This is a genomic window from Sessilibacter corallicola, from assembly GCF_021290925.1.
In the GTDB taxonomy this organism is placed as follows: Bacteria; Pseudomonadota; Gammaproteobacteria; order Pseudomonadales; family Cellvibrionaceae; genus Sessilibacter; species Sessilibacter corallicola.
On sequence record NZ_JAJSLX010000001.1, the window covers coordinates 1,619,477 to 1,638,465 of the forward strand.

At 44.4% G+C, this 18,989-nt stretch carries 19 protein-coding genes; 1 reads left to right on the forward strand and 18 read right to left on the reverse strand.

Features of this window, described 5'->3' with window-relative positions; translation table 11 throughout:
• Positions 1 to 29 precede the first annotated feature (29 nt).
• Together LU361_RS06795 and LU361_RS06800 are read right to left on the reverse strand one after the other, a co-directional pair.
• On the reverse strand, positions 30 to 644 hold the full coding sequence (locus LU361_RS06795) for a glutaredoxin family protein (protein WP_233088066.1): 615 nt from the start codon (positions 642 to 644) through the stop codon (positions 30 to 32).
• A 189-nt stretch (positions 645 to 833) separates the two neighbouring features.
• On the reverse strand, positions 834 to 1,454 hold the full coding sequence (locus LU361_RS06800) for a LysE family translocator (protein ID WP_233088067.1): 621 nt from the start codon (positions 1,452 to 1,454) through the stop codon (positions 834 to 836).
• Positions 1,455 to 1,866: 412 nt separating this feature from the next.
• Between LU361_RS06800 and LU361_RS06805 the strand changes: the two genes are divergently transcribed.
• On the forward strand, positions 1,867 to 2,403 hold the full coding sequence (locus LU361_RS06805; RefSeq protein WP_233088068.1) for a peptidylprolyl isomerase: 537 nt from the start codon (positions 1,867 to 1,869) through the stop codon (positions 2,401 to 2,403).
• Positions 2,404 to 2,551: 148 nt separating this feature from the next.
• Here LU361_RS06805 and LU361_RS06810 read toward each other — a convergent pair whose 3' ends face one another.
• The 16 genes from LU361_RS06810 to LU361_RS06885 form a co-directional block, all read right to left on the reverse strand.
• Entirely contained in the window at positions 2,552 to 2,971 is a 420-nt protein-coding gene (locus LU361_RS06810) for a GTP pyrophosphokinase (RefSeq protein ID WP_233088069.1), read from the reverse strand.
• Positions 2,972 to 3,061: 90 nt separating this feature from the next.
• Complete coding sequence (locus LU361_RS06815; protein ID WP_233088070.1) at positions 3,062 to 3,490, reverse strand: hypothetical protein; 429 nt, start codon at positions 3,488 to 3,490, stop codon at positions 3,062 to 3,064.
• A 4-nt stretch (positions 3,491 to 3,494) separates the two neighbouring features.
• Positions 3,495 to 5,126 carry a hypothetical protein gene (locus tag LU361_RS06820; RefSeq protein ID WP_233088071.1) on the reverse strand — a complete coding sequence of 544 codons (1,632 nt, stop codon included), beginning with the start codon at positions 5,124 to 5,126 and terminating at the stop codon, positions 3,495 to 3,497.
• 236 nt (positions 5,127 to 5,362) lie between these two features.
• The gene (glmS, locus tag LU361_RS06825) at positions 5,363 to 7,195 is read right to left on the reverse strand and encodes a glutamine--fructose-6-phosphate transaminase (isomerizing) (protein ID WP_233088072.1); all 1,833 of its coding nucleotides are present in this window, start codon (positions 7,193 to 7,195) and stop codon (positions 5,363 to 5,365) included.
• A gap of 38 nt (positions 7,196 to 7,233) precedes the next feature.
• Positions 7,234 to 8,607 carry a bifunctional UDP-N-acetylglucosamine diphosphorylase/glucosamine-1-phosphate N-acetyltransferase GlmU gene (gene glmU / locus LU361_RS06830; RefSeq protein ID WP_233088073.1) on the reverse strand — a complete coding sequence of 458 codons (1,374 nt, stop codon included), beginning with the start codon at positions 8,605 to 8,607 and terminating at the stop codon, positions 7,234 to 7,236.
• Positions 8,608 to 8,987: 380 nt separating this feature from the next.
• Positions 8,988 to 9,413, reverse strand: a complete 426-nt coding sequence (locus tag LU361_RS06835) for a F0F1 ATP synthase subunit epsilon (RefSeq protein ID WP_233088074.1) — start codon at positions 9,411 to 9,413, stop codon at positions 8,988 to 8,990.
• Between the two features lie 86 nt (positions 9,414 to 9,499).
• Positions 9,500 to 10,876, reverse strand: a complete 1,377-nt coding sequence (gene atpD, locus LU361_RS06840; RefSeq protein ID WP_233088075.1) for a F0F1 ATP synthase subunit beta — start codon at positions 10,874 to 10,876, stop codon at positions 9,500 to 9,502.
• Positions 10,877 to 10,932: 56 nt separating this feature from the next.
• The gene (gene atpG / locus LU361_RS06845; RefSeq protein ID WP_233088076.1) at positions 10,933 to 11,793 is read right to left on the reverse strand and encodes a F0F1 ATP synthase subunit gamma; all 861 of its coding nucleotides are present in this window, start codon (positions 11,791 to 11,793) and stop codon (positions 10,933 to 10,935) included.
• A gap of 80 nt (positions 11,794 to 11,873) precedes the next feature.
• Positions 11,874 to 13,418, reverse strand: a complete 1,545-nt coding sequence (gene atpA / locus LU361_RS06850) for a F0F1 ATP synthase subunit alpha (RefSeq protein WP_233088077.1) — start codon at positions 13,416 to 13,418, stop codon at positions 11,874 to 11,876.
• 20 nt (positions 13,419 to 13,438) lie between these two features.
• Positions 13,439 to 13,975 carry a F0F1 ATP synthase subunit delta gene (locus LU361_RS06855; protein WP_233088078.1) on the reverse strand — a complete coding sequence of 179 codons (537 nt, stop codon included), beginning with the start codon at positions 13,973 to 13,975 and terminating at the stop codon, positions 13,439 to 13,441.
• An 11-nt stretch (positions 13,976 to 13,986) separates the two neighbouring features.
• Positions 13,987 to 14,457 (reverse strand): F0F1 ATP synthase subunit B, encoded by a 471-nt coding sequence (locus LU361_RS06860; protein WP_233088079.1) that lies wholly within the window; start codon positions 14,455 to 14,457, stop codon positions 13,987 to 13,989.
• Positions 14,458 to 14,507: 50 nt separating this feature from the next.
• Positions 14,508 to 14,756, reverse strand: coding sequence for a F0F1 ATP synthase subunit C (atpE, locus tag LU361_RS06865; RefSeq protein WP_233088080.1), 249 nt, complete (start codon positions 14,754 to 14,756; stop codon positions 14,508 to 14,510).
• A gap of 110 nt (positions 14,757 to 14,866) precedes the next feature.
• Entirely contained in the window at positions 14,867 to 15,793 is a 927-nt protein-coding gene (gene atpB / locus LU361_RS06870) for a F0F1 ATP synthase subunit A (RefSeq protein WP_233088081.1), read from the reverse strand.
• 152 nt (positions 15,794 to 15,945) lie between these two features.
• On the reverse strand, positions 15,946 to 16,332 hold the full coding sequence (locus LU361_RS06875; RefSeq protein ID WP_233088082.1) for an ATP synthase subunit I: 387 nt from the start codon (positions 16,330 to 16,332) through the stop codon (positions 15,946 to 15,948).
• A gap of 683 nt (positions 16,333 to 17,015) precedes the next feature.
• The gene (locus LU361_RS06880; RefSeq protein ID WP_233088083.1) at positions 17,016 to 17,939 is read right to left on the reverse strand and encodes a ParB/RepB/Spo0J family partition protein; all 924 of its coding nucleotides are present in this window, start codon (positions 17,937 to 17,939) and stop codon (positions 17,016 to 17,018) included.
• A gap of 100 nt (positions 17,940 to 18,039) precedes the next feature.
• Complete coding sequence (locus tag LU361_RS06885) at positions 18,040 to 18,831, reverse strand: ParA family protein (protein WP_233088084.1); 792 nt, start codon at positions 18,829 to 18,831, stop codon at positions 18,040 to 18,042.
• Positions 18,832 to 18,989: the final 158 nt, after the last annotated feature.

Consider the following 18,989-nt stretch of genomic DNA (forward strand, 5'->3'; position numbering starts at 1 on the left):
AATAAACACATCGGACTTTATATCCAAAACTACCGAGCAGGCGATAAAGAACACTGACCACGATCGGGATTAGGCTCAACTTTGGTTTTTAAAATTTCGCTCAGTTCCGACGCGCCACCGACATATTCTCCATCCAACCAAATTTGCGGAACAGTAACAGGGGTTTTTGGACCAATGATGGGTTTCACTCGCGCCAGCATTTCGTAGAGTGCTCTTGGCTCTTTGACAACGTCGCGGTAAACGAAGGGAATATTAGCTTCGGTTAAATATTTTTTTGCTCGAACGCAGTGTGGGCAGCTCTCTTTGCCAAAAACAACATTCTCGGTAATTGACGATCGTTTTGCGTAGGCATCGATTACGGCTTCTGTTAACAAGCCTCGATTTAACGCGCGGCCTTGGCTCACGATTTTGCCGTCGACGAGTACGATGGGTGCGTGCCAGCCACCTTTTAATAGCGGTTTCCACCATTCGCTTAGCCAATCACGCATGTCTAATTCGACGGGAATGCCTTCAAGCTCTGTGGCGATGGTGTCTTGAATAACGTCTTTAGTGAGGGAGCATTCTCCACAAGGAATATTGACCTTAAAAGGCCCCCATTGACCGGCCCAGCGGAAAACCGTAATAGTGACTGCTTGCTCAGACAAAACCCTTCTCCCGACATTAACGATAAGTTGGTGAATTAGAATGAGGGACTGATGTTTAGTTCATCGTAAAATATCACAAAAGTTGAGAGAATTTATTTAATCCTAAAAATATTTTGAATCACTTTTTACTAATAAATGGTTTTTATTTTTCATAAGGTTATAAAGAATAAATAGTATTTTTATTAGTCTTTAGCCAACAAACAACCAAACACCCACCCCCATCATTAAGCTGCCTGAAATCCGGTTGATTAACCGTACATTTTTAGAATGCCCCAATGCGCTCTTTAAGGCTTTTCCGCCAGTGGCATAGATGCTCATACAGATAAATTCGAAGGTTAAAATAATGGCGACCAACACAACCAGTTGCTGAACCAGTGGTTTTTCAACGTCAATGAATGGCGGTAGCAGCGAAATCATAAATGCCCAACCTTTTGGGTTGGCAATGGCGGTTAAGAATCCTTGCATGATCAAATCCCAATGGCGGCTTACATGGGTTTCTGTGTTGGCTTCGCTCAGCGCTAATCGGCCTTTTGATTGCCACATGGAGATGCCTAGATAAAACAAATAAGCCGCACCCACGGATTTTAAAATAGTGAACAACCAGGGGTAGTTGAGCATGATGGAAGAAATCCCCAATACTGCGGCAACCGATACCAAGCCAACGCCGATAACTTCACCAAGCATCATCCACAAAGTTCGACGATAACCGATGCTCATGCCCAAGGTTAACGCCAAGGTCATACACATGCCGGGTGTAATGGATACGAAAAAGAAGGTGGGGATAAACACACTCAACAACGCCAAATTCATGAGTTACTTCTCAGAAGAGTGAATAGATAACGGCGAGTATATCGCAAACACTGTGCCATTCTATTACTGATAAATACTGTCTTATCGGCGCGAATCGCAAGCGATGACCGGTGCTACACACAGGTATTATGTGTGGCAAATAAAGTAACAAAGGTGGTGTTTATTTCTGGTTAGCTCTTTCTTATAAATTTTTTGCTTTGGGCTCAAGGGAATTAAAGGATCGACGCCATTCTTTTATGTCTTTCACGCTATTCGCATTTAGCAAGAGATACAAATACGTACTTATTTTTATTTACCAGTGTCAACATCTGCATTTTACATTTCTTTTACTCGATGTTTTTGAACCATCAAACCTAATTACATACTATAGAAAATCCTAAGAAGCCAACGAAACGAATTTAAGGAAAAAGTTATGGCAATATACCCTCATGGCATTACCGATAAAGTGTTCATGGATATCGACATTAATGGTGATGACGCAGGAAGAATTGTGTTTGGGCTTTACGGTCACGATACACCTAAAACCGCCCGCAATTTTCGTGAGTTGATTAGCGGAGAGTTTGCCCTTTCTTCCGGAGATTCAAAAAATTTCTATAAAAACACAAAATTTCACCGCATTATTCCAGACTTCATGATTCAAGGCGGCGACTTTGAAAATCATAACGGTACCGGTGGAAAATCCATTTATGGGGATACCTTTCCAGATGAGAATTTCAGTTTGAAATTTACCGCACCAGGGCAGTTGGCAATGGCAAACCGTGGGCCCGACACCAACGGTTCTCAATTTTTTATTACCACCGCTGTGACTTCTTGGCTAAATGGCCGCCACGTTGTTTTCGGTGAAGTTGTCGAAAACATGGATCTTGTGAAAAAGATAGAATCTTGTGGTTCTTCTTCAGGCACTCCGAAATACGAAGTAGTTATCAGAGACTGCGGAGCGCTTGTTTAATATTTGGGGGGTAATTATTTAGGTTTTCTGCCTGAGTAATTACTCCACGTTCATCTGAATATAATAATGCATTGAGTTTTTAAAAATTCAAAAAATAACCTACCGATCACATAGTCCAAAGTCATCATCAGATCAGAGTTAACAAATTTTAAGACGACAATACTTTTAATGAATTAATGTATTTTTGTGCTCGTTTTACGTCTTTTTCTTCTACGTGATTCAGTCGAGCAAGATTTAAATTATCTTTGATATCTTCAATTTTAATTTTAGTCGCCAAAGCATTTTGCTTAATTCTTGCGATAAACTCACTGTACGGCTCGCCTTTGCGTTTGGTAAGGCAATCTACCGCATCCAGTATCGCTTGAGAAAACCCTAGCGCTTGAAGATCGGTTAATTCAAATGAACTGTCTTCAACGACATCGTGCAATACGGCAATAATCATGTCTTCTTCTCGCTCAAACTTCATCATGAGCCGAAGAGGGTGAAGAATGTAGGCTTTACCGGCTTTATCAACTTGACCGAGGTGCGCGTCAACAGCCAACTTTATTGCTGTGTCTAGGTTACTCACTTGTTTTCCTCATCAACGGTTTTTCTTGAGCTCCTCGATCGGCGCTTTTGTCAACTATGTATTGAAGTGGAGTACTGAATGCTTAAATATTTATCCCCAGGAATCAATTAGTTTTTTTTGCACTCGTTCGTTTTTCCACACATCTAGTAGATACGCCATGAAATCTTCTTCTTTATCTTCTTCTGGGTTAAGGGGAATGCTCCCAGGAAGCTCAGACCACCAACTGGTGTATTCTATGCTATCGCTCTGACCATCCCCCTCAATAGAGAAATGTGTTTTTGCTAATTTAAAGTCGTGGAAATAATTAAGCTTTACGTTAGGTGAGGCAATGTCCCAACATTTATTTTGTAGCTGTAAAATTAACTTTCCGGAATCACAATACAACGCTACCGGTATATCGCCTTCTAGATGAAATACTCCGCACTCATCTTGATTAGAATCACTCACGAGATGGTGATTTGCCAGCCGAGGGTTAAATTCAACTAACCGATTTTGGTCATAAGGCTTAGATAAAATCATTCGCTTACCCTTTTGGTTTAGCAATTCCAGTAAGTATATCCATAGTGTCATTTGACCGTAAAGCGGCCTCTATCACGGCTTCAGCAGATTGGTATTTCTTCAACTGTGATTCATAGGTCGGCCCATATTTATTTCCATAACGCCTTTCGTTACGCCTATAAACTATGGCTAATTCATCTTCCGTTTTATAATGAGACAGTCTGTCTTGGTTTCTCTGATCCACTATCCGGCGGGCTATACTTTCATCGCTGTTACCATTAGCTCTCAAGTTGTTCACCCATTCTCGCTTTTTTCTCAAGCCTTCATGATATTCAAGCCTGGTATCTCTTGCAGACTCCACTTGTGACGCATTGGTCCAATCGACAGGCCACTTACTTGTATGAAACTGAGAATCTTCGGTGGGTAAATAACCGTATACCCCGCTTGCGTCCTCCGTTAAATCATCTGGCAAATCAACGAGCCTTACGCCATTTTGGGTATAACTTTCCTTCGCCTTTTCCTTAGGTACCGCGTAATCGCTCGTTGCAAAATCCGAAAAATCCGCTGGCTTCGATTTGCTGGTGCTCTCTTCGAGTATTTGTTTCCGACGTTTAAGCACCTTGGCGTATTCCATGACCAGGTCACCCACCTTGGTGAAGTATTTCATCAAGCGCGCTTTCGAAGCCATCACCGCTAGAACAGCGGCACCACCGGTAACTGCGGCTAGAACAACGGTAAGAATGATTTCAAAGACGCCACCACCAGCGATTTTGGCGACTTCAGTGCTGTGTTGGGCTTTGGCGTAATCCTTGGCAAATTGAGTGAAAAGGGTGAATAGAGGTTCGTCAGCGTAGATGAGTTCGGCCAGCCCCAGTGCCGCATAAAGTTGTTCAACCGTGACGGTGGATGGATCGAACCCAAGTACATCGACGAGTTCTTTTTTAGCGCCACTGACAAATTCATTGTGTGATTGTTCGAGTACTTCCTCCGAGAAGCCGCCTGCTTCAATCGCGTTCCGAGTTGTTATATAGGCTTTTCTTACTGGATTGGCATAGACCACAACTTCACCAACATCTTTTGCCCAAACGGCTAGCCCCCAGGCGGCATCTGCCAACCCCTCACCCGTTGCGCTGGTATGAGCAGTAAATTTTTTCCATGTGGATAACTTTTGGTAGTTTGCTTGTATTTGCGCTTTTTCTATCCGCTCTATATTTACAATTTCATAGAGTGCTTGACGAATTTGGACTTTAAGACTGCCTGACAGCGCTTCATTTTCGTAATTTGTTAATGGCGCAGAATTAACAACGATACGTTTACTGATAAACGCTAAATATAACGGCTTATCGATGCTGTAAGAATCAAACTGGTATCGGGCTGCGTAAAGGGAAATATCTTCATTTTTAGCGATCGGACTTAAGGGAGGTCGAGAAACACCATTGCCCGTTGGGTGTTCTTTTTGTTCAACGAACGGATCGATGGGGCGGCCTACACCAAAGAAATGCTCATAGATTTGCTTTTGAGCGTGCTCATCAAAAAGCTGAAGTAATCTATAGGCTTCTGCGGCACTTGGGCCACCCGAGGCAGGTGTTGAAGTACCAAATCCGGGTTTCAGTAGATAACGTTCGCCATTGCGGCATTTTACCTGTAGGTCGAACATAAATTCCCTTTTACTGGCTCCAATTTCAGGTCAATGTCGATAGACATTAGGCGAATGAGAGATTGAGGCTAAATTTTATTCAGGGAATCTGGTGCCGTAAGTTAACTGCATTCAATTTTGCTGAAAAGGTGACGTTATTTAAGGAATGGATTTGATCTGGGTAGGGAAGTGAATACGTTCAAAACTCAGTCTGCAACTCTGTATGTTGCAGACTGAGTTTGTGGATATTTGAATAATTATTCCACGGTTACAGATTTCGCCAAATTCCTTGGCTGATCCACATCAGTACCTTTATTCACTGCAACGTGATACGCCAATAATTGCAGTGGGATGGTATAGATAATCGGCGCAATGCTTTCAGGGCAGTGAGGCACGTTAATAACGATGACTTGATCGTCATTGCGGAAACCTGCATTTTCATCGGCAAAGACATAAAGTTTGCCACCGCGTGCGGCAACTTCTTCGAGATTGGATTTTAATTTTTCCAATAAATCGCCACTGGGGGCGACGGCAATGACGGGCATGTCACTGTCGACTAATGCCAATGGTCCGTGTTTGAGTTCGCCGGATGGATAGGCTTCGGCGTGTATGTAAGAAATTTCTTTTATTTTCAGGGCACCCTCAAGGGCAATGGGGTATTGCACACCGCGACCTAAAAATAAGCTGTGGTGTTTTTCAGTGAAGTGATTGGACACTTCTAAAATAGTATTGTTGAGCTGTAACACCGCTGCGCAAAATACCGGTAAGTCCATTAAGTTGGAGACTAATTCTTTTTCTTTTTCGGCAGTCATTTTTCCGCGTCGACCCAAAGCAATGACCAATAACTGCAACGCAATTAATTGCGTGGTAAATGCCTTGGTCGATGCAACACCAATCTCAGCACCGGCTTGGGTGATTAAGGCAAGATCGGATTGACGCACCAGAGGACTCGCAGCAACATTACAAATCGATAGCGTTGCCAAATAATTTTTTTCTTTGGCTTCTTCCAACGCTGCAAGCGTATCAGCGGTTTGCCCAGATTGAGAAATGGTCACAAACAGTGTGTTGTCTTGCACCACGGGGTTTCGATAACGAAATTCACTGGCCACTTCAACGCTGCAGGGAACACCGGCCCAATCTTCCAACCAATATTTGGCCACAGTGCCTGCGTGATAACTGGTTCCGCAAGCGACGATTTGCACTTGTTTAACTTGATCAAAAATAGCGGGCGCCTCGGCACCAAAACTTTCTTCCAAAATACAGCCATCACCGGTACGACCTAACAACGTATTTTTGAGTGCCTTTGGCTGCTCAAAAATTTCTTTGATCATGTAATGGCGGTAGGTGCCTTTGTCGATGGATTCGACATTGTCTTTAGCGAGTTCAATTTCGCGCTCAACAGGATTTGACTCACTGTCAAAAATGGAAAAATCCGCAGTGGTAATTTCAGCAAATTCTCCGTCCTCAAGGTGAACAAAACGATCGGTTACCTGGCGCAATGCCATAGGATCGGAGGCAACGTAATTTTCTTCAATACCAATACCGATGACTAAAGGACTGTCTTTGCGGGCAATACACAGTAGATCTGGATTGTTCTCGGTGAAACAGGCAAGGGCGTAGGCCCCTTTTAATTGTTTTGCCGCAGCTTTTAACGCTTGCAGTAGCGAGTCAGTTTTTTGAAATTCAAAGTGAATTAGATGCGCGATGGTTTCGGAATCGGTTTGGGTAATAAATTCGTAACCGTGCTTTTTAAGCTCGTCACGCAAAAGCTGATAATTTTCGATAATACCGTTGTGAACAACAACGATATCGTTACTGCGATGGGGATGAGCGTTTTCTTCGGTGGGCTTACCGTGGGTTGCCCATCGGGTGTGAGCGATACCAATGTTACCTTTTAAACCGCTTTCGCAGAGTTTTTCATCTAAATCTGCAACTTTACCAATGGATTTACACAATTCGAGTTTGTCGCTGTCGCGATTAATTAACCCCACACCTGCGGAATCGTAGCCTCGATATTCTAGTCGCTTTAATCCTTCAACAAGGATTTGGGTAATATTACGATTAGCTACAGCGCCAACGATTCCACACATATTGTCTTCCAGTGAGTTTTATTTATTTTCGGGTAAATCTATTTGGGTTCTTTCTTTTGTTTAACCGGGCGTTGCCAATCACTGCGGTGAACTTGGTCACTGCGTGTAACAGCAAGATTATCTTCCGGTACATCTTTGGTAATGGTCGAGCCTGCACCTATTGTCGCTTGGTTGTTTACGGTTACTGGCGCAACTAACGCGGTATTTGAGCCAATAAATACATCGTCACCGATGGTGGTTTTATGTTTATTGACGCCATCGTAATTGCAAGTAATGGTGCCCGCGCCGATATTAACGCCAGTGCCGATTTCGGCATCACCAACGTAACTTAAGTGATTCACTTTACTGCCTTCAGCAATGGTGGATTTTTTCACCTCGACGAAGTTGCCAATTTTAACGTTTGCGGCAAGCTCAGTTCCCGGACGCAAGCGCGCGTATGGGCCAACATCACAACCGGTCTCCACTTTACTATCGACCAAATGTGAAAATGCTTTGATTACGGTGTTATCGCCAATTTCACAATTTTCGATCACGCAGTTGGGCTCAATTTTGACGTTATTACCCAAGCTAACTTTGCCGATAAAAACACAATTCACATCAATGCTGACATCAGCTCCACAGATTAATTCACCGCGCACATCAATACGGTTGGGGTCGAAAATGTGGGTGCCAGAATCCAGTAATTGATTGGCTTTAACAAATTGATAATAGCGCTCAAGCTCGGCTTGCTGATTGCGGTTGTTCACACCGAGTACTTCTTCGGGAGAATCAGGCTCCGTGGTGCGTACGCTTTTTCCTTCCGCCACAGACATAGCGATTAAATCGGTCAGATAAAATTCACCTTGAATATTATTGTTTTCTAATTTCGGCAAATAACGATTTAAGTCTTCGTTATTGACCGCCATAATTCCGGTATTGATTTCATGTATCGCCAATTGCCCGGCATTGGCGTCTTTGTGTTCAACGATGGCAACAACATTGTCGTCTCGATCTCGAACAATACGGCCGTAACCGGTTGGGTCGTCCATGTGAACTGTTAACAACGCCAAGCTATTTTCGTCCACTAATTTAATCAGTTGCTTAAGCGTATTAGAGGAAATAAGCGGCACGTCACCGTATAAAATTAGGCTCACTCCCCATGGTTGCAGTTGGGGTAGGGCAGTTTGTACCGCGTGACCCGTTCCGAGCTGCTCTTCTTGATGAATAATGTTGACGCCTTGACCAGCCAATCGCTCTTCTAGATGGGCAGCACCGTGACCAACAATGACGTGTATTCTGGAGTTGTCGATGCTTTTTGTACTATCGATGACATGCTCAACCATGGGTTTTCCGCCGATTGTGTTCAGCACCTTCGGCAGCGGGGATTTCATTCGAGTGCCTTTACCTGCGGCGAGAATAATTACATCGATCATAAATATGTATTCTTTGAAAGATTAGGTTTATTTTTAAGCGGAATAATTGCTTTGTATTGGCAGTTTTAAGGAGCCGCTTAAACTATTAAATTTGCGAATAAAACACCCAAACTTCAACCAAAAAATATCGAAATTAATACGCAACGACGTGGATGCAACAACACCGACTTACCGTTTAACTATTAAAAACAATAGCAGATCTAATGAATACGTTTGTCTGGAGCTTTAATCAGTACTGTGATTCAAACAGGAGGGTATTATACGCGACAGATGATGCGATAAAACTGAATTGCTTAGAATTAAGCTTGTGTATTAACAACGAGAATAAGAGAAATCAAAAAAAGGCAGCCAATGCCACCTTTTTTTGAATAGACAGCGCCTTAATGACCCATCTTCTTGCGAATCGCTTGCAAAGTACGTAGCTGAGCAGTTGCTTCTGCAAGCTGCGCTGCTGCAAGTGAGTAATCAACTTCACCTGTCTGATTTGCAATGGCAGATTCGGCGTCTTTTTGAGCCTGAAGAGCTTTGGACTCATCAAGATCATCAGCACGCAGTGCGGTATCAGCCAACAAGATAATTACGGATGGTTGCACTTCAATGTAACCACCTGAGAGGTAAAAAATTTCTTCTTCACCACCTTGTTTGATAACGCGAACCGGGCCTGGTTTGATGCCAGTTAACAAAGGTGCATGGCCGTAACCAATACCTACATCACCTTCACTACCTGTGGCGACCACCATCTCTACTAATCCAGAAAAGATGGATTCTTCAGCGCTAACTATGTCGCAATGCACGGTCATAGCCATGATTTCGCCTCTTAGTTTAACCAGGCGCTGATTGCTCAGCGCCGATTTAAGTCATCAAAAAAGAAAAGATAATCGCTAGGCGACTATTACATGCCTTTTGCTTTTTCGATTGCTTCGTCGATGGTACCTACCATGTAGAACGCTTGCTCTGGCATTTGATCGAATTCACCAGAAAGAAGTCCTTTAAAGCCACGGATGGTTTCTTTCAAAGAAACGTATTTACCAGGGGCGCCGGTGAATACTTCCGCAACGTGGAAAGGCTGAGACAAGAAACGTTCGATCTTACGTGCACGACCAACGATTTGCTTATCTTCTTCAGACAATTCATCCATACCCAAGATGGCGATGATGTCTTTTAGCTCTTTGTAGCGCTGAAGAACGGTTTGAACGCCACGCGCAGTGTCGTAGTGCTCGTTACCGATGATCAAAGGATCAAGCTGACGAGAGGTTGAATCCAATGGATCTACCGCTGGGTAAATACCTTTTGCAGCAATATCACGACTCAATACAACGGTTGAGTCCAAGTGAGCAAAGGTGGTAGCAGGAGATGGGTCAGTCAAGTCATCCGCAGGTACGTATACCGCTTGAACCGAGGTAATCGATCCAGTTTTGGTTGAGGTAATACGCTCTTGAAGAACACCCATTTCTTCTGCAAGTGTAGGCTGGTAACCCACCGCAGATGGCATACGACCTAGAAGTGCCGATACCTCAGTACCCGCAAGGGTATAACGGTAGATGTTATCAACGAACAGAAGTACGTCTTTACCTTCATCACGGAATTTCTCCGCCATGGTAAGACCAGTCAATGCTACGCGAAGACGGTTACCTGGAGGCTCATTCATCTGGCCGTATACCATGGCAACTTTGTCCAATACGTTGGACTCTTTCATCTCGTAGTAGAAGTCGTTACCTTCACGAGTACGCTCACCAACACCGGCGAATACAGACAAACCGCTGTGCTCTTTTGCGATGTTGTTGATCAATTCCATCATGTTTACGGTTTTACCAACACCGGCACCACCGAACAGACCAACTTTACCACCCTTAGCGAATGGACAAACAAGGTCGATAACTTTAATACCCGTTTCTAGCAATTCCGCTGAAGCCGCTAGTTCGTCGTAAGCAGGCGCTTTACGGTGAATTGGCATACGATCTTGTTCGCCAATATCGCCTGCTTCATCAATTGGGTTACCTAAAACGTCCATGATACGACCTAGAGTTTCAATACCTACAGGTACTGAAACTGGTGCACCAGTGTTATCAACAGGTAAACCACGACTAACACCTTCGGAAGATCCCATGGCGATTGTACGTACCACACCGTCGCCTAACTGTTGTTGCACTTCAAGGGTTAAACCTTTATCAGCAACTGTTAGAGCGTCGTAAACCTTTGGTACGGAATCCCGTGGAAATTCAACGTCGATAACGGCACCGATAATCTGCACAATGCGTCCGCTACTCATTTCCGATTCCTCTTAAAATTTAAAATTAAAAAGCGTTAACTTTGTCCGAGCTTGGATTAAACAGCAGCGGCACCACCGACGATTTCCGACAGCTCTTGTGTAATTGCTGCCTGACGGGCCTTGTTATAGACCAGTTGTAAACCATCGATAAGGTCGCCTGCGTTGTCGGTTGCGTTTTTCATCGCAATCATACGCGCTGCTTGTTCACAGGCTGCGTTTTCAACAACTGCTTGATACACCTGAGACTCAACATAACGAGTCAACAGGCCTTCCAATAACTCTTCAGCATCGGGCTCGTATATGTAGTCCCAATGATGCTTAAGTTGTTCATCTTGCTCTGCTTCTAGCGGTAATAGCTGTTGAACAGTAGGTTTTTGAACCATCGTGTTCACAAACTCATTGCCAACCAAGTACAAACGATCGATTTTGCCTTCGGCGTAAGCGTCTAACATCACTTTTACGCTACCGATCAAATCAGCAACTGTCGGCGTTTCACCTAAATCGCGTACTTGAGCGACAATATTGCCACCCACGCTTTTGAAGAATGCAGAAGCCTTAGCACCGATCAATGCGAAATCAACATCCACATCTTGATCAGACCACTGCTTACTGGACGCAAGCGCTTTTTTAAATACATTGATGTTCAAACCACCACAAAGGCCGCGATCACTAGAAACAATGATGTAACCCACGCGCTTAACTTCGCGCTCAACCATATAAAGATGGCGATACTCAGGGTTAGCATTGGCAATGTGACCTACAACAGCACGCATGCGCTGTGCGTAGGGCTTACCAGTTTCCATGCGATCTTGAGCTTTACGCATTTTACTCGCCGCTACCATTTCCATAGCGTTCGTAATTTTTTGCGTACCTTTAATGCTGGTAATTTGTGTGCGTATTTCTTTTCCGACTGCCATAACTGGCCCTCGAATTGATTTTCATGAATTACCACTGTTGCTTTAGAAATTACCCTAAAGCAACAGCACCCTGACCGGTATTACCAGGTCTGAGTGGCCTTAAAGTTTTCAAGTGCGGATTTGAACGCAGATTCGATTTCGTCGTTGTAACTACCTGAATCAACGATCTTGGCCATTAACTCGCCATGCTCTGAATTCATGTATGAAATCAACGCAGATTCGAATGAACCAATTTTCGCAACTTCGATATCTTTTAAGAAACCTTCGTTAGCCGCGTAAAGCAATACACCCATTTCAGCGATAGAAAGAGGTTGGAATTGCTTCTGCTTCATCAACTCAGTTACACGCTCACCGTGATCAAGCTGAGCTTTTGTCGCATCATCAAGGTCAGAGGCAAACTGAGAGAACGCAGCCAATTCACGATACTGTGCAAGTGCGGTACGAATACCACCAGACAGCTTCTTAACGATCTTAGTCTGTGCAGAACCACCTACACGAGATACAGAAATACCGGCGTTCATCGCAGGACGGATACCTGAGTTGAACAAGTCAGTTTCCAAGAAGATCTGACCATCGGTAATTGAGATCACGTTGGTCGGTACGAACGCAGATACGTCACCGGCTTGTGTTTCAATAATCGGTAGAGCAGTCAAAGAACCGGTTTGGCCTTTAACTTCACCGTTAGTGAATTTTTCTACGTAATCAGCGTTTACACGTGATGCGCGCTCTAGCAAACGAGAGTGCAAGTAGAAAACGTCACCTGGGTATGCTTCACGACCTGGAGGACGACGTAGCAACAATGAAATTTGACGGTAAGCCCAAGCTTGTTTGGTCAAATCATCATAGATGATCAATGCGTCTTCGCCGCGATCGCGGAAATATTCGCCCATAGTACAACCGGCAAACGGAGCCAAGAACTGCATAGATGCTGGATCAGAAGCAGTTGCTGCAACCACAACGGTGTGGTCCATAGCGCCGTGCTCTTCTAGCTTACGTACAACCGCAGCAACAGAAGAAGCTTTTTGACCTACGGCTACGTAGATACATTTAATGCCAGTGTTTTTCTGGTTGATGATGGCGTCAACTGCGATAGCAGTTTTACCTGTCTGACGGTCACCAATGATCAATTCACGTTGGCCGCGACCAACAGGAACCATGGCGTCAACCGCTTTAAGACCAAGCTGTACTGGCTGATCAACACCTTGACGTGCGATTACACCAGGAGCGATTTTTTCAATCGCGTCGGTCATGGTAGTTTTTAGTGGACCTTTACCGTCGATTGGATTACCCAATGCGTCGACAACGCGGCCCAACATTTCATTACCAACAGGTACTTCAAGAATACGACCAGTACACTTACATGTTTGGCCTTCGGCAACTGTTTGGTAGTCGCCAAGAATTACTGCACCAACAGAGTCTTGCTCTAAGTTAAGTGCCAAACCGTATACGCCGCCTTCGAATTCGATCATCTCACCGTACATGGCTTCTGCAAGACCGTGAATGCGAATAATACCGTCGGTTACGGATACGACCGTGCCCTCGTTTTGGGCTTCGGATTTCACATCAAGAGAATCGATACGTCCCTTGATGATTTCACTGATTTCAGAAGGGTTCAGTTGCTGCATGCTAGTTCCTACCCTATAAATTAGGCGTTCATTGCTTCGGCGAGTTTGGCGAGGCGACCTTTAATGGATTCATCAATCACGGTATCTCCGGCGCGAATAACCACACCACCGATAAGACTAGAATCCACCGAACCTTGTACCTTTACTTCTCGGCCAAGATTGGTCTTAAGCGCTTGCGCCAATTTGTCTAGGGTTGTTTCTGATAATTCAAAGGCACTGGCAACATCCACTTCAACGGATTGTTCAAGCTGTGCTTTAAATTGTTCGTAAAGATCAGAAATCTGTGGGAGTAACCCAAGACGTTTATTCGCCGCCAGATTGCGGATAAAGTTTTGACCTTTGTCATTAATGGCATCGCCACAAACATCGACAAAGGTTTCGCCTTTCTGCGCTGCGGTTAGCGTAGGAGAAGCCAGCACTTTGGCTACGGTATCGGATTGCGATACTGCAGCTGCAACCGACAACATTTCCGCCCAGTTACCCAATGCATTGGCATCTTTTGCAAATTCAAAAGCTGCTTTTGCGTAGGGGCGGGCTAGTGTCGTGAGTTCAGCCATAATCTCCTCGCTTATAGTTCGCCGGCCAGCTTATTTACCAATTCGGTATTAGCGGCCTCGTCGATGTTCGATTGCAGTACTTTTTCAGCACCAGCGATCGCCAATGCAGCAACTTTAGAGCGAAGTTCTTCTTTGGCACGGTTCGCCATTTGTTCAACTTCTGCTTCGGCAGCAGCTTTAATGCGGTCTGCTTCAGCGGTTGCTTGTTGCTTGGCTTCATCAACGATTTGATTAGCGCGTTTGTTTGCTTGATCAAGAATGGACGCAGCTTGCTCTTTTGCTTCGTGCAATTTTTTGGTCGCTTCTTTCTGAGCAAGCTCCAAATCTTTGTCTGCACGATCAGCGGCTTCTAAGCCCGCAGCAATTTTCTGCTCGCGCTCTTCCATTACGTTGATCAACGCAGGCCATACATACTTCCAGCAAAATGCGATGAAGATGAGGAAGGTAATGGACTGACCAATGAGTGTTAAGTTGATATTCATATCAACACCTCTTGCTTAATGAATGAATGGATTTAAGCAATTAAAGCGAATTAACCCGCTACACCTGGTGCTACTACGAAGATCAAGTACATGCCGATACCAACACCGATCATTGGAACAGCATCCAATAGACCCGCCATAAGGAACATTTTACCTTGAAGGGCAGGGCCTTGCTCTGGCTGACGTGCAGAACCTTCGAGTAACTTACCACCCAAAGAACCGAAACCAATCGCGGTACCTAGAGCACCTAAACCGATCAAAAGGGCTGCTGCAACGTAAACTAAACCTAAAGCTTCCATCGTTTTCTCCTACTTTTAAGTTTTAAAAAAATAAAATTGTGAATTAAAAAATTGTTTCTTCCAGGCGATACCAGACCCCGCTCATGCGCGGTCTGGAAATCAAATAAGACTTAGTGATCTTCGCCTGTATCGTGCGCCATCGCCATGTACACAGTAGTAAGAACCATGAACACGAAAGCTTGAAGAGTGATAACCAAAATGTGGAATACTGCCCACGCCCACTGTAAAACACCGCCGAACACGCCAAGTACTAGACCGGCACCAAACATCAAAGCGATCAGGATGAAAATCATCTCACCGGCGTACAAGTTTCCGAACAATCGCAAGCCAAGAGAAATAGGTTTAGCGATTAGAGAAACGGTTTCCAAAATCAAGTTAATCGGAATCAAGAAGATGTCGATATAGATTTTGCCGGAGTGGAACGGGTGAAGCGTTAATTCTTTAATGAAACCCATCAAACCTTTTTCTTTGATACTGAAAACAATCATCAAAGCAAATACGGTTAACGCCATACCCAAAGTGGCATTTGGATCGGTCGTAGGAACGACTTTAAAGAATAAATGATCGTTACCAGAAATTTTTGCCGCCGCAACTGGCAACCAATCAACTGGTATTAAATCCATTAAGTTCATCAAAAATACCCAGGCAAAAATAGTTAATGCCATCGGTGCAATCATGCGATTTTTATGATGAAAAATATCTTGAACGGTGTTGTTAATGAAGCTAACGATAAGCTCAACAAAGCTCTGCATACCCGTTGGTTTGCCGGTAGTCGCTTTCGCTGCAACACGTGAAAAAATAAAAATAAAGAGAGCGCCTAAAACAATTGACCAACCTAATGTATCAACGTGAACAGCGTTAAAGCCCATATCAGTCGCTTCTTGACTGCTGTGAGCGAATGTCCACTGCGCTTGCTCTAATACGTGAACGTGACCTTCTTCGTCAACCCGCTCGTAACCGGCAGGTAATTTTCCGAACGTCATATTTTGGAGATGGTGCTGGATATATCCAGTCGAGTCTTGTGCTTCGCTTGCCATGTTATTCCACACCTAAAAAGTAAAAAATATTCTTCTAGCCCTGGCTACTCGATTTCGTGAATATAAATATTCTTCGTATTTTTTGGAGTAATACACCAGAGGTTCGGTCAACTCGCAGCTTGCAGTAATGATTCACTTCAATAAAAGCCAAATTATTTTGGCTTTGCAGTTACCATCTTGGCGGTAACGATCCAGTGAATTCCTGTAGCAACGATAAACGCGCCGAACAAGGCCGCACTGTGTAATGGCTTGACGAGCAAAAACACCAGAGCGAACCCTACTAAGGTGAGAGTGAACTTTCCCATCTCACCTCGATAAATACTATGTAAGGCGATGCTTGCCTGACGCGATCCCATAAAACGAAACGCATAGAAAGCAAAATAAACATTTGGCAAAACAACTAAAGAACCACCGAGGAATGCGGAGTAGGACAACACGTTATCCACAGGCCAAAGAACGCAACAAATTGCAATCAATAGAATAAGCTGGATTAAGCTCGCTCTAAAAACTGGTGGCCTTTTTATACTACCTTGGTTCATAACACGGGTGAACTCGTCAGAACAGTAACTGAACAGGTTCTGCCTAATCCCTCGGTAACCACACAACAGTTTGTTTTGGCTTCTGATTTTCTCGGCAAATACGCCCTTTAATTGTGCCTTTTTCCCTGCTGGGTAAAGAGCGTCGCGAATTATAGGGTTAAACCTGCTCGGGTTCAATAAACCCTAATACGAATAATTCAGCCTAAAGTTGAAATTTTGTCTTTAAAAATCAAAATTTTATTGAGGATGCGTGACAAAAAAATACGAACGATATTTCAACCAAACCGATATTTTCGCACACTATGGCAACAGCGAGATATTATTTGTAAGTATTTACTCACCCTGCAAGTTCTAGAAATTAAGGATATGCAGAGTTCAGAACACGGCAAAGACAGTAGCGGGGCGAGCGGAAAATCGACGGTATTTACACCAGCTGACCGCGATTAAATTCGGTGATATTTAAAGGGATAGGTTACACCAAAGTATAATACGGATTATGATACTTTTTCATAAACCCAATGTTTCTTGCTTTATTGCCGTGCATAAAGAACGGGATTATCGCTATTTATTGCGAGTTGTGCACAGATATCGAACTGCAGTAAGAAAAATGTTTAGAGGGGATAGTAGGCTGTGAGTAACTCTAAAAGTTACTCACAAGCGATGTTACTAAAGGCAGGTCTTAATTAATCGTCGTTCGTGGAATACTGCAAATGCGCCAATATTCCGTCCAATTCATCTAAGTTGGTGTATTTCAAAACCAGCTTACCAGCCCCTTTGGCTGAGTGCTGTATCGTTACCGGCACACCGACTTTTTCAGATAATCCCTGTTCCAGGTTTTTTAAATCTGGGCTTTGACGCTCCAACGGCAGTGATTCTTGAGATTGCGCCTGAGTTTTTCTCACCAGTGCTTCGGTTTGTCGAACCGACAAGCCTCTACCCACAACCTGTTCAGCAATATCGCGCTGGCTGCTTGCCTCAAGCGTTAATAACGCCCGTGCATGACCCATTTCAATGTCACCATTTTCCAGCAAGCGTTTTACTTCATCGCACAGTGACAACAAACGAAGTAAATTCGTTACAGTCGTCCTCGATTTTCCAACGGCTTCGGCAACCTCTTGATGGGTTAACTCAAACTCATCTTGCAATCGTTTGAGCGCGAACGCTTCTTCCATCGGATTTAAATCTTCGCGCTGAATGTTTTCGATCAAAGCCATTGCAATGGCGGCATCGTCGGAAACATCGCGAATAATCGCTGGGATTTTATCCAATTGAGCCAGTTGAGTAGCGCGCCAACGTCGCTCACCAGCGATAATTTCATACCGATCTTTGGCAACAGTGCGAACCACAATCGGTTGCATCACACCTTGTACCTTGATGGAATCGGCCAGTTCTTGCAGCGCTTCTTGGTTCATATCGCGCCGGGGCTGATATTTGCCACGCTGGATAAACTCAACGGGTAATTCTACGAAGGTGCCTTCGGGACCTGGATCAGACGAGGTAACGGCTTCAATCGCTTCGCTGACGGTCGATGAAGGTTTTTGATTTGCACTGGCTCCGCCGAGCAGTGCATCTAGCCCACGACCTAGGCCTTTTCGTTTCGCTGCCATGTTTAAAGTATTTTTTGCTAATTAGTAGTTAATGCGGTTGACGGTGTTAATGGAAAACACCTAACTCTAGTGCACGGGAATCTCGGGTTAACTCAGTGGCTTAACCTACTTCGGCCTCAACCGGTGAGGCGGCAACGTGCCGGCGTTGCATTTCTGCGGCCAGAGCTAAATACGCGATGGCCCCTTTGGATTGTCGATCATAGGCGAGCACCGGCAAACCGTGGCTGGGAGCTTCTGCCAAACGCACATTTCTTGGAATGCAGGTTCGGTAGAGACGTTCGCCAAAGTGATGAGAGAGCTGTGCTGACACGTCGTTGGTCAAACTGTTGCGAGGGTCGTACATGGTTCGCAATATGCCCTCAATGTACAGTTTTGGGTTGGTGTAACCCTGAATTTGCTCGATCGTGCTCAACAGCGCCGACAATCCCTCCAGCGCGTAGTATTCACACTGCATCGGGATAATTACGCCATCGCAAGCAGTGAGTGCGTTGACGGTGAGCATATTGAGCGAGGGAGGGCAGTCAATCAGAATGTAATCGTAATTGTCTTTAACGCGTTTTAACGCCTTTCTCAAACGCATTTCGCGGTTATCGAATTCCAACAATTGCACTTCAGCAGCGGTGAGATCACCATTGGCAGGCAGCACATCGTAGCCGCCTTCGGTCGTTACGATTGCTTCGCTGGTATCGACGCTGGTCACTAAAACATCGTACACAGAAATTTCTAGATCATTTTTACTTACCCCAGAGCCCATAGTGGCGTTGCCCTGAGGGTCCAAATCGACCAGCAATACGGACTTTTTTGTCGCCGCCAAGGACGCGGATAAGTTTACACACGTTGTGGTTTTACCCACGCCACCTTTTTGGTTGGTAATGGCGAAAACGCGATTCAAATTAGTCACCTATAAATGTGTGGTTTTGATCTTTTTAATTATGCTTGCAAACCCAGACCCAAATAAACCACGTGGGTTTTATTTTTATCGGTTTATCATCAAATGTTGGAAAATGGAGTAGCGGCCAGACTATCAGTTTTTCGATGGTGAGTATTTGC

What these genes read in the sequence shown, in the direction of transcription:
- LU361_RS06835 (WP_233088074.1), bottom strand. Translation starts at nt 9,413, where the DNA reads ATGGCTATGACCGTGCATTGCGACATAGTTAGCGCTGAAGAATCCATC.
- atpD (WP_233088075.1), bottom strand. Translation starts at nt 10,876, where the DNA reads ATGAGTAGCGGACGCATTGTGCAGATTATCGGTGCCGTTATCGACGTT.
- LU361_RS06875 (WP_233088082.1), bottom strand. Translation starts at nt 16,332, where the DNA reads ATGAACCAAGGTAGTATAAAAAGGCCACCAGTTTTTAGAGCGAGCTTA.
- atpG (WP_233088076.1), bottom strand. Translation starts at nt 11,793, where the DNA reads ATGGCAGTCGGAAAAGAAATACGCACACAAATTACCAGCATTAAAGGT.
- LU361_RS06820 (WP_233088071.1), bottom strand. Translation starts at nt 5,126, where the DNA reads ATGTTCGACCTACAGGTAAAATGCCGCAATGGCGAACGTTATCTACTG.
- atpE (WP_233088080.1), bottom strand. Translation starts at nt 14,756, where the DNA reads ATGGAAGCTTTAGGTTTAGTTTACGTTGCAGCAGCCCTTTTGATCGGT.
- LU361_RS06855 (WP_233088078.1), bottom strand. Translation starts at nt 13,975, where the DNA reads ATGGCTGAACTCACGACACTAGCCCGCCCCTACGCAAAAGCAGCTTTT.
- LU361_RS06815 (WP_233088070.1), bottom strand. Translation starts at nt 3,490, where the DNA reads ATGATTTTATCTAAGCCTTATGACCAAAATCGGTTAGTTGAATTTAAC.
- glmU (WP_233088073.1), bottom strand. Translation starts at nt 8,607, where the DNA reads ATGATCGATGTAATTATTCTCGCCGCAGGTAAAGGCACTCGAATGAAA.
- LU361_RS06880 (WP_233088083.1), bottom strand. Translation starts at nt 17,939, where the DNA reads ATGGCAGCGAAACGAAAAGGCCTAGGTCGTGGGCTAGATGCACTGCTC.
- LU361_RS06860 (WP_233088079.1), bottom strand. Translation starts at nt 14,457, where the DNA reads ATGAATATCAACTTAACACTCATTGGTCAGTCCATTACCTTCCTCATC.
- LU361_RS06805 (WP_233088068.1), top strand. Translation starts at nt 1,867, where the DNA reads ATGGCAATATACCCTCATGGCATTACCGATAAAGTGTTCATGGATATC.
- LU361_RS06800 (WP_233088067.1), bottom strand. Translation starts at nt 1,454, where the DNA reads ATGAATTTGGCGTTGTTGAGTGTGTTTATCCCCACCTTCTTTTTCGTA.
- glmS (WP_233088072.1), bottom strand. Translation starts at nt 7,195, where the DNA reads ATGTGTGGAATCGTTGGCGCTGTAGCTAATCGTAATATTACCCAAATC.
- atpA (WP_233088077.1), bottom strand. Translation starts at nt 13,418, where the DNA reads ATGCAGCAACTGAACCCTTCTGAAATCAGTGAAATCATCAAGGGACGT.
- atpB (WP_233088081.1), bottom strand. Translation starts at nt 15,793, where the DNA reads ATGGCAAGCGAAGCACAAGACTCGACTGGATATATCCAGCACCATCTC.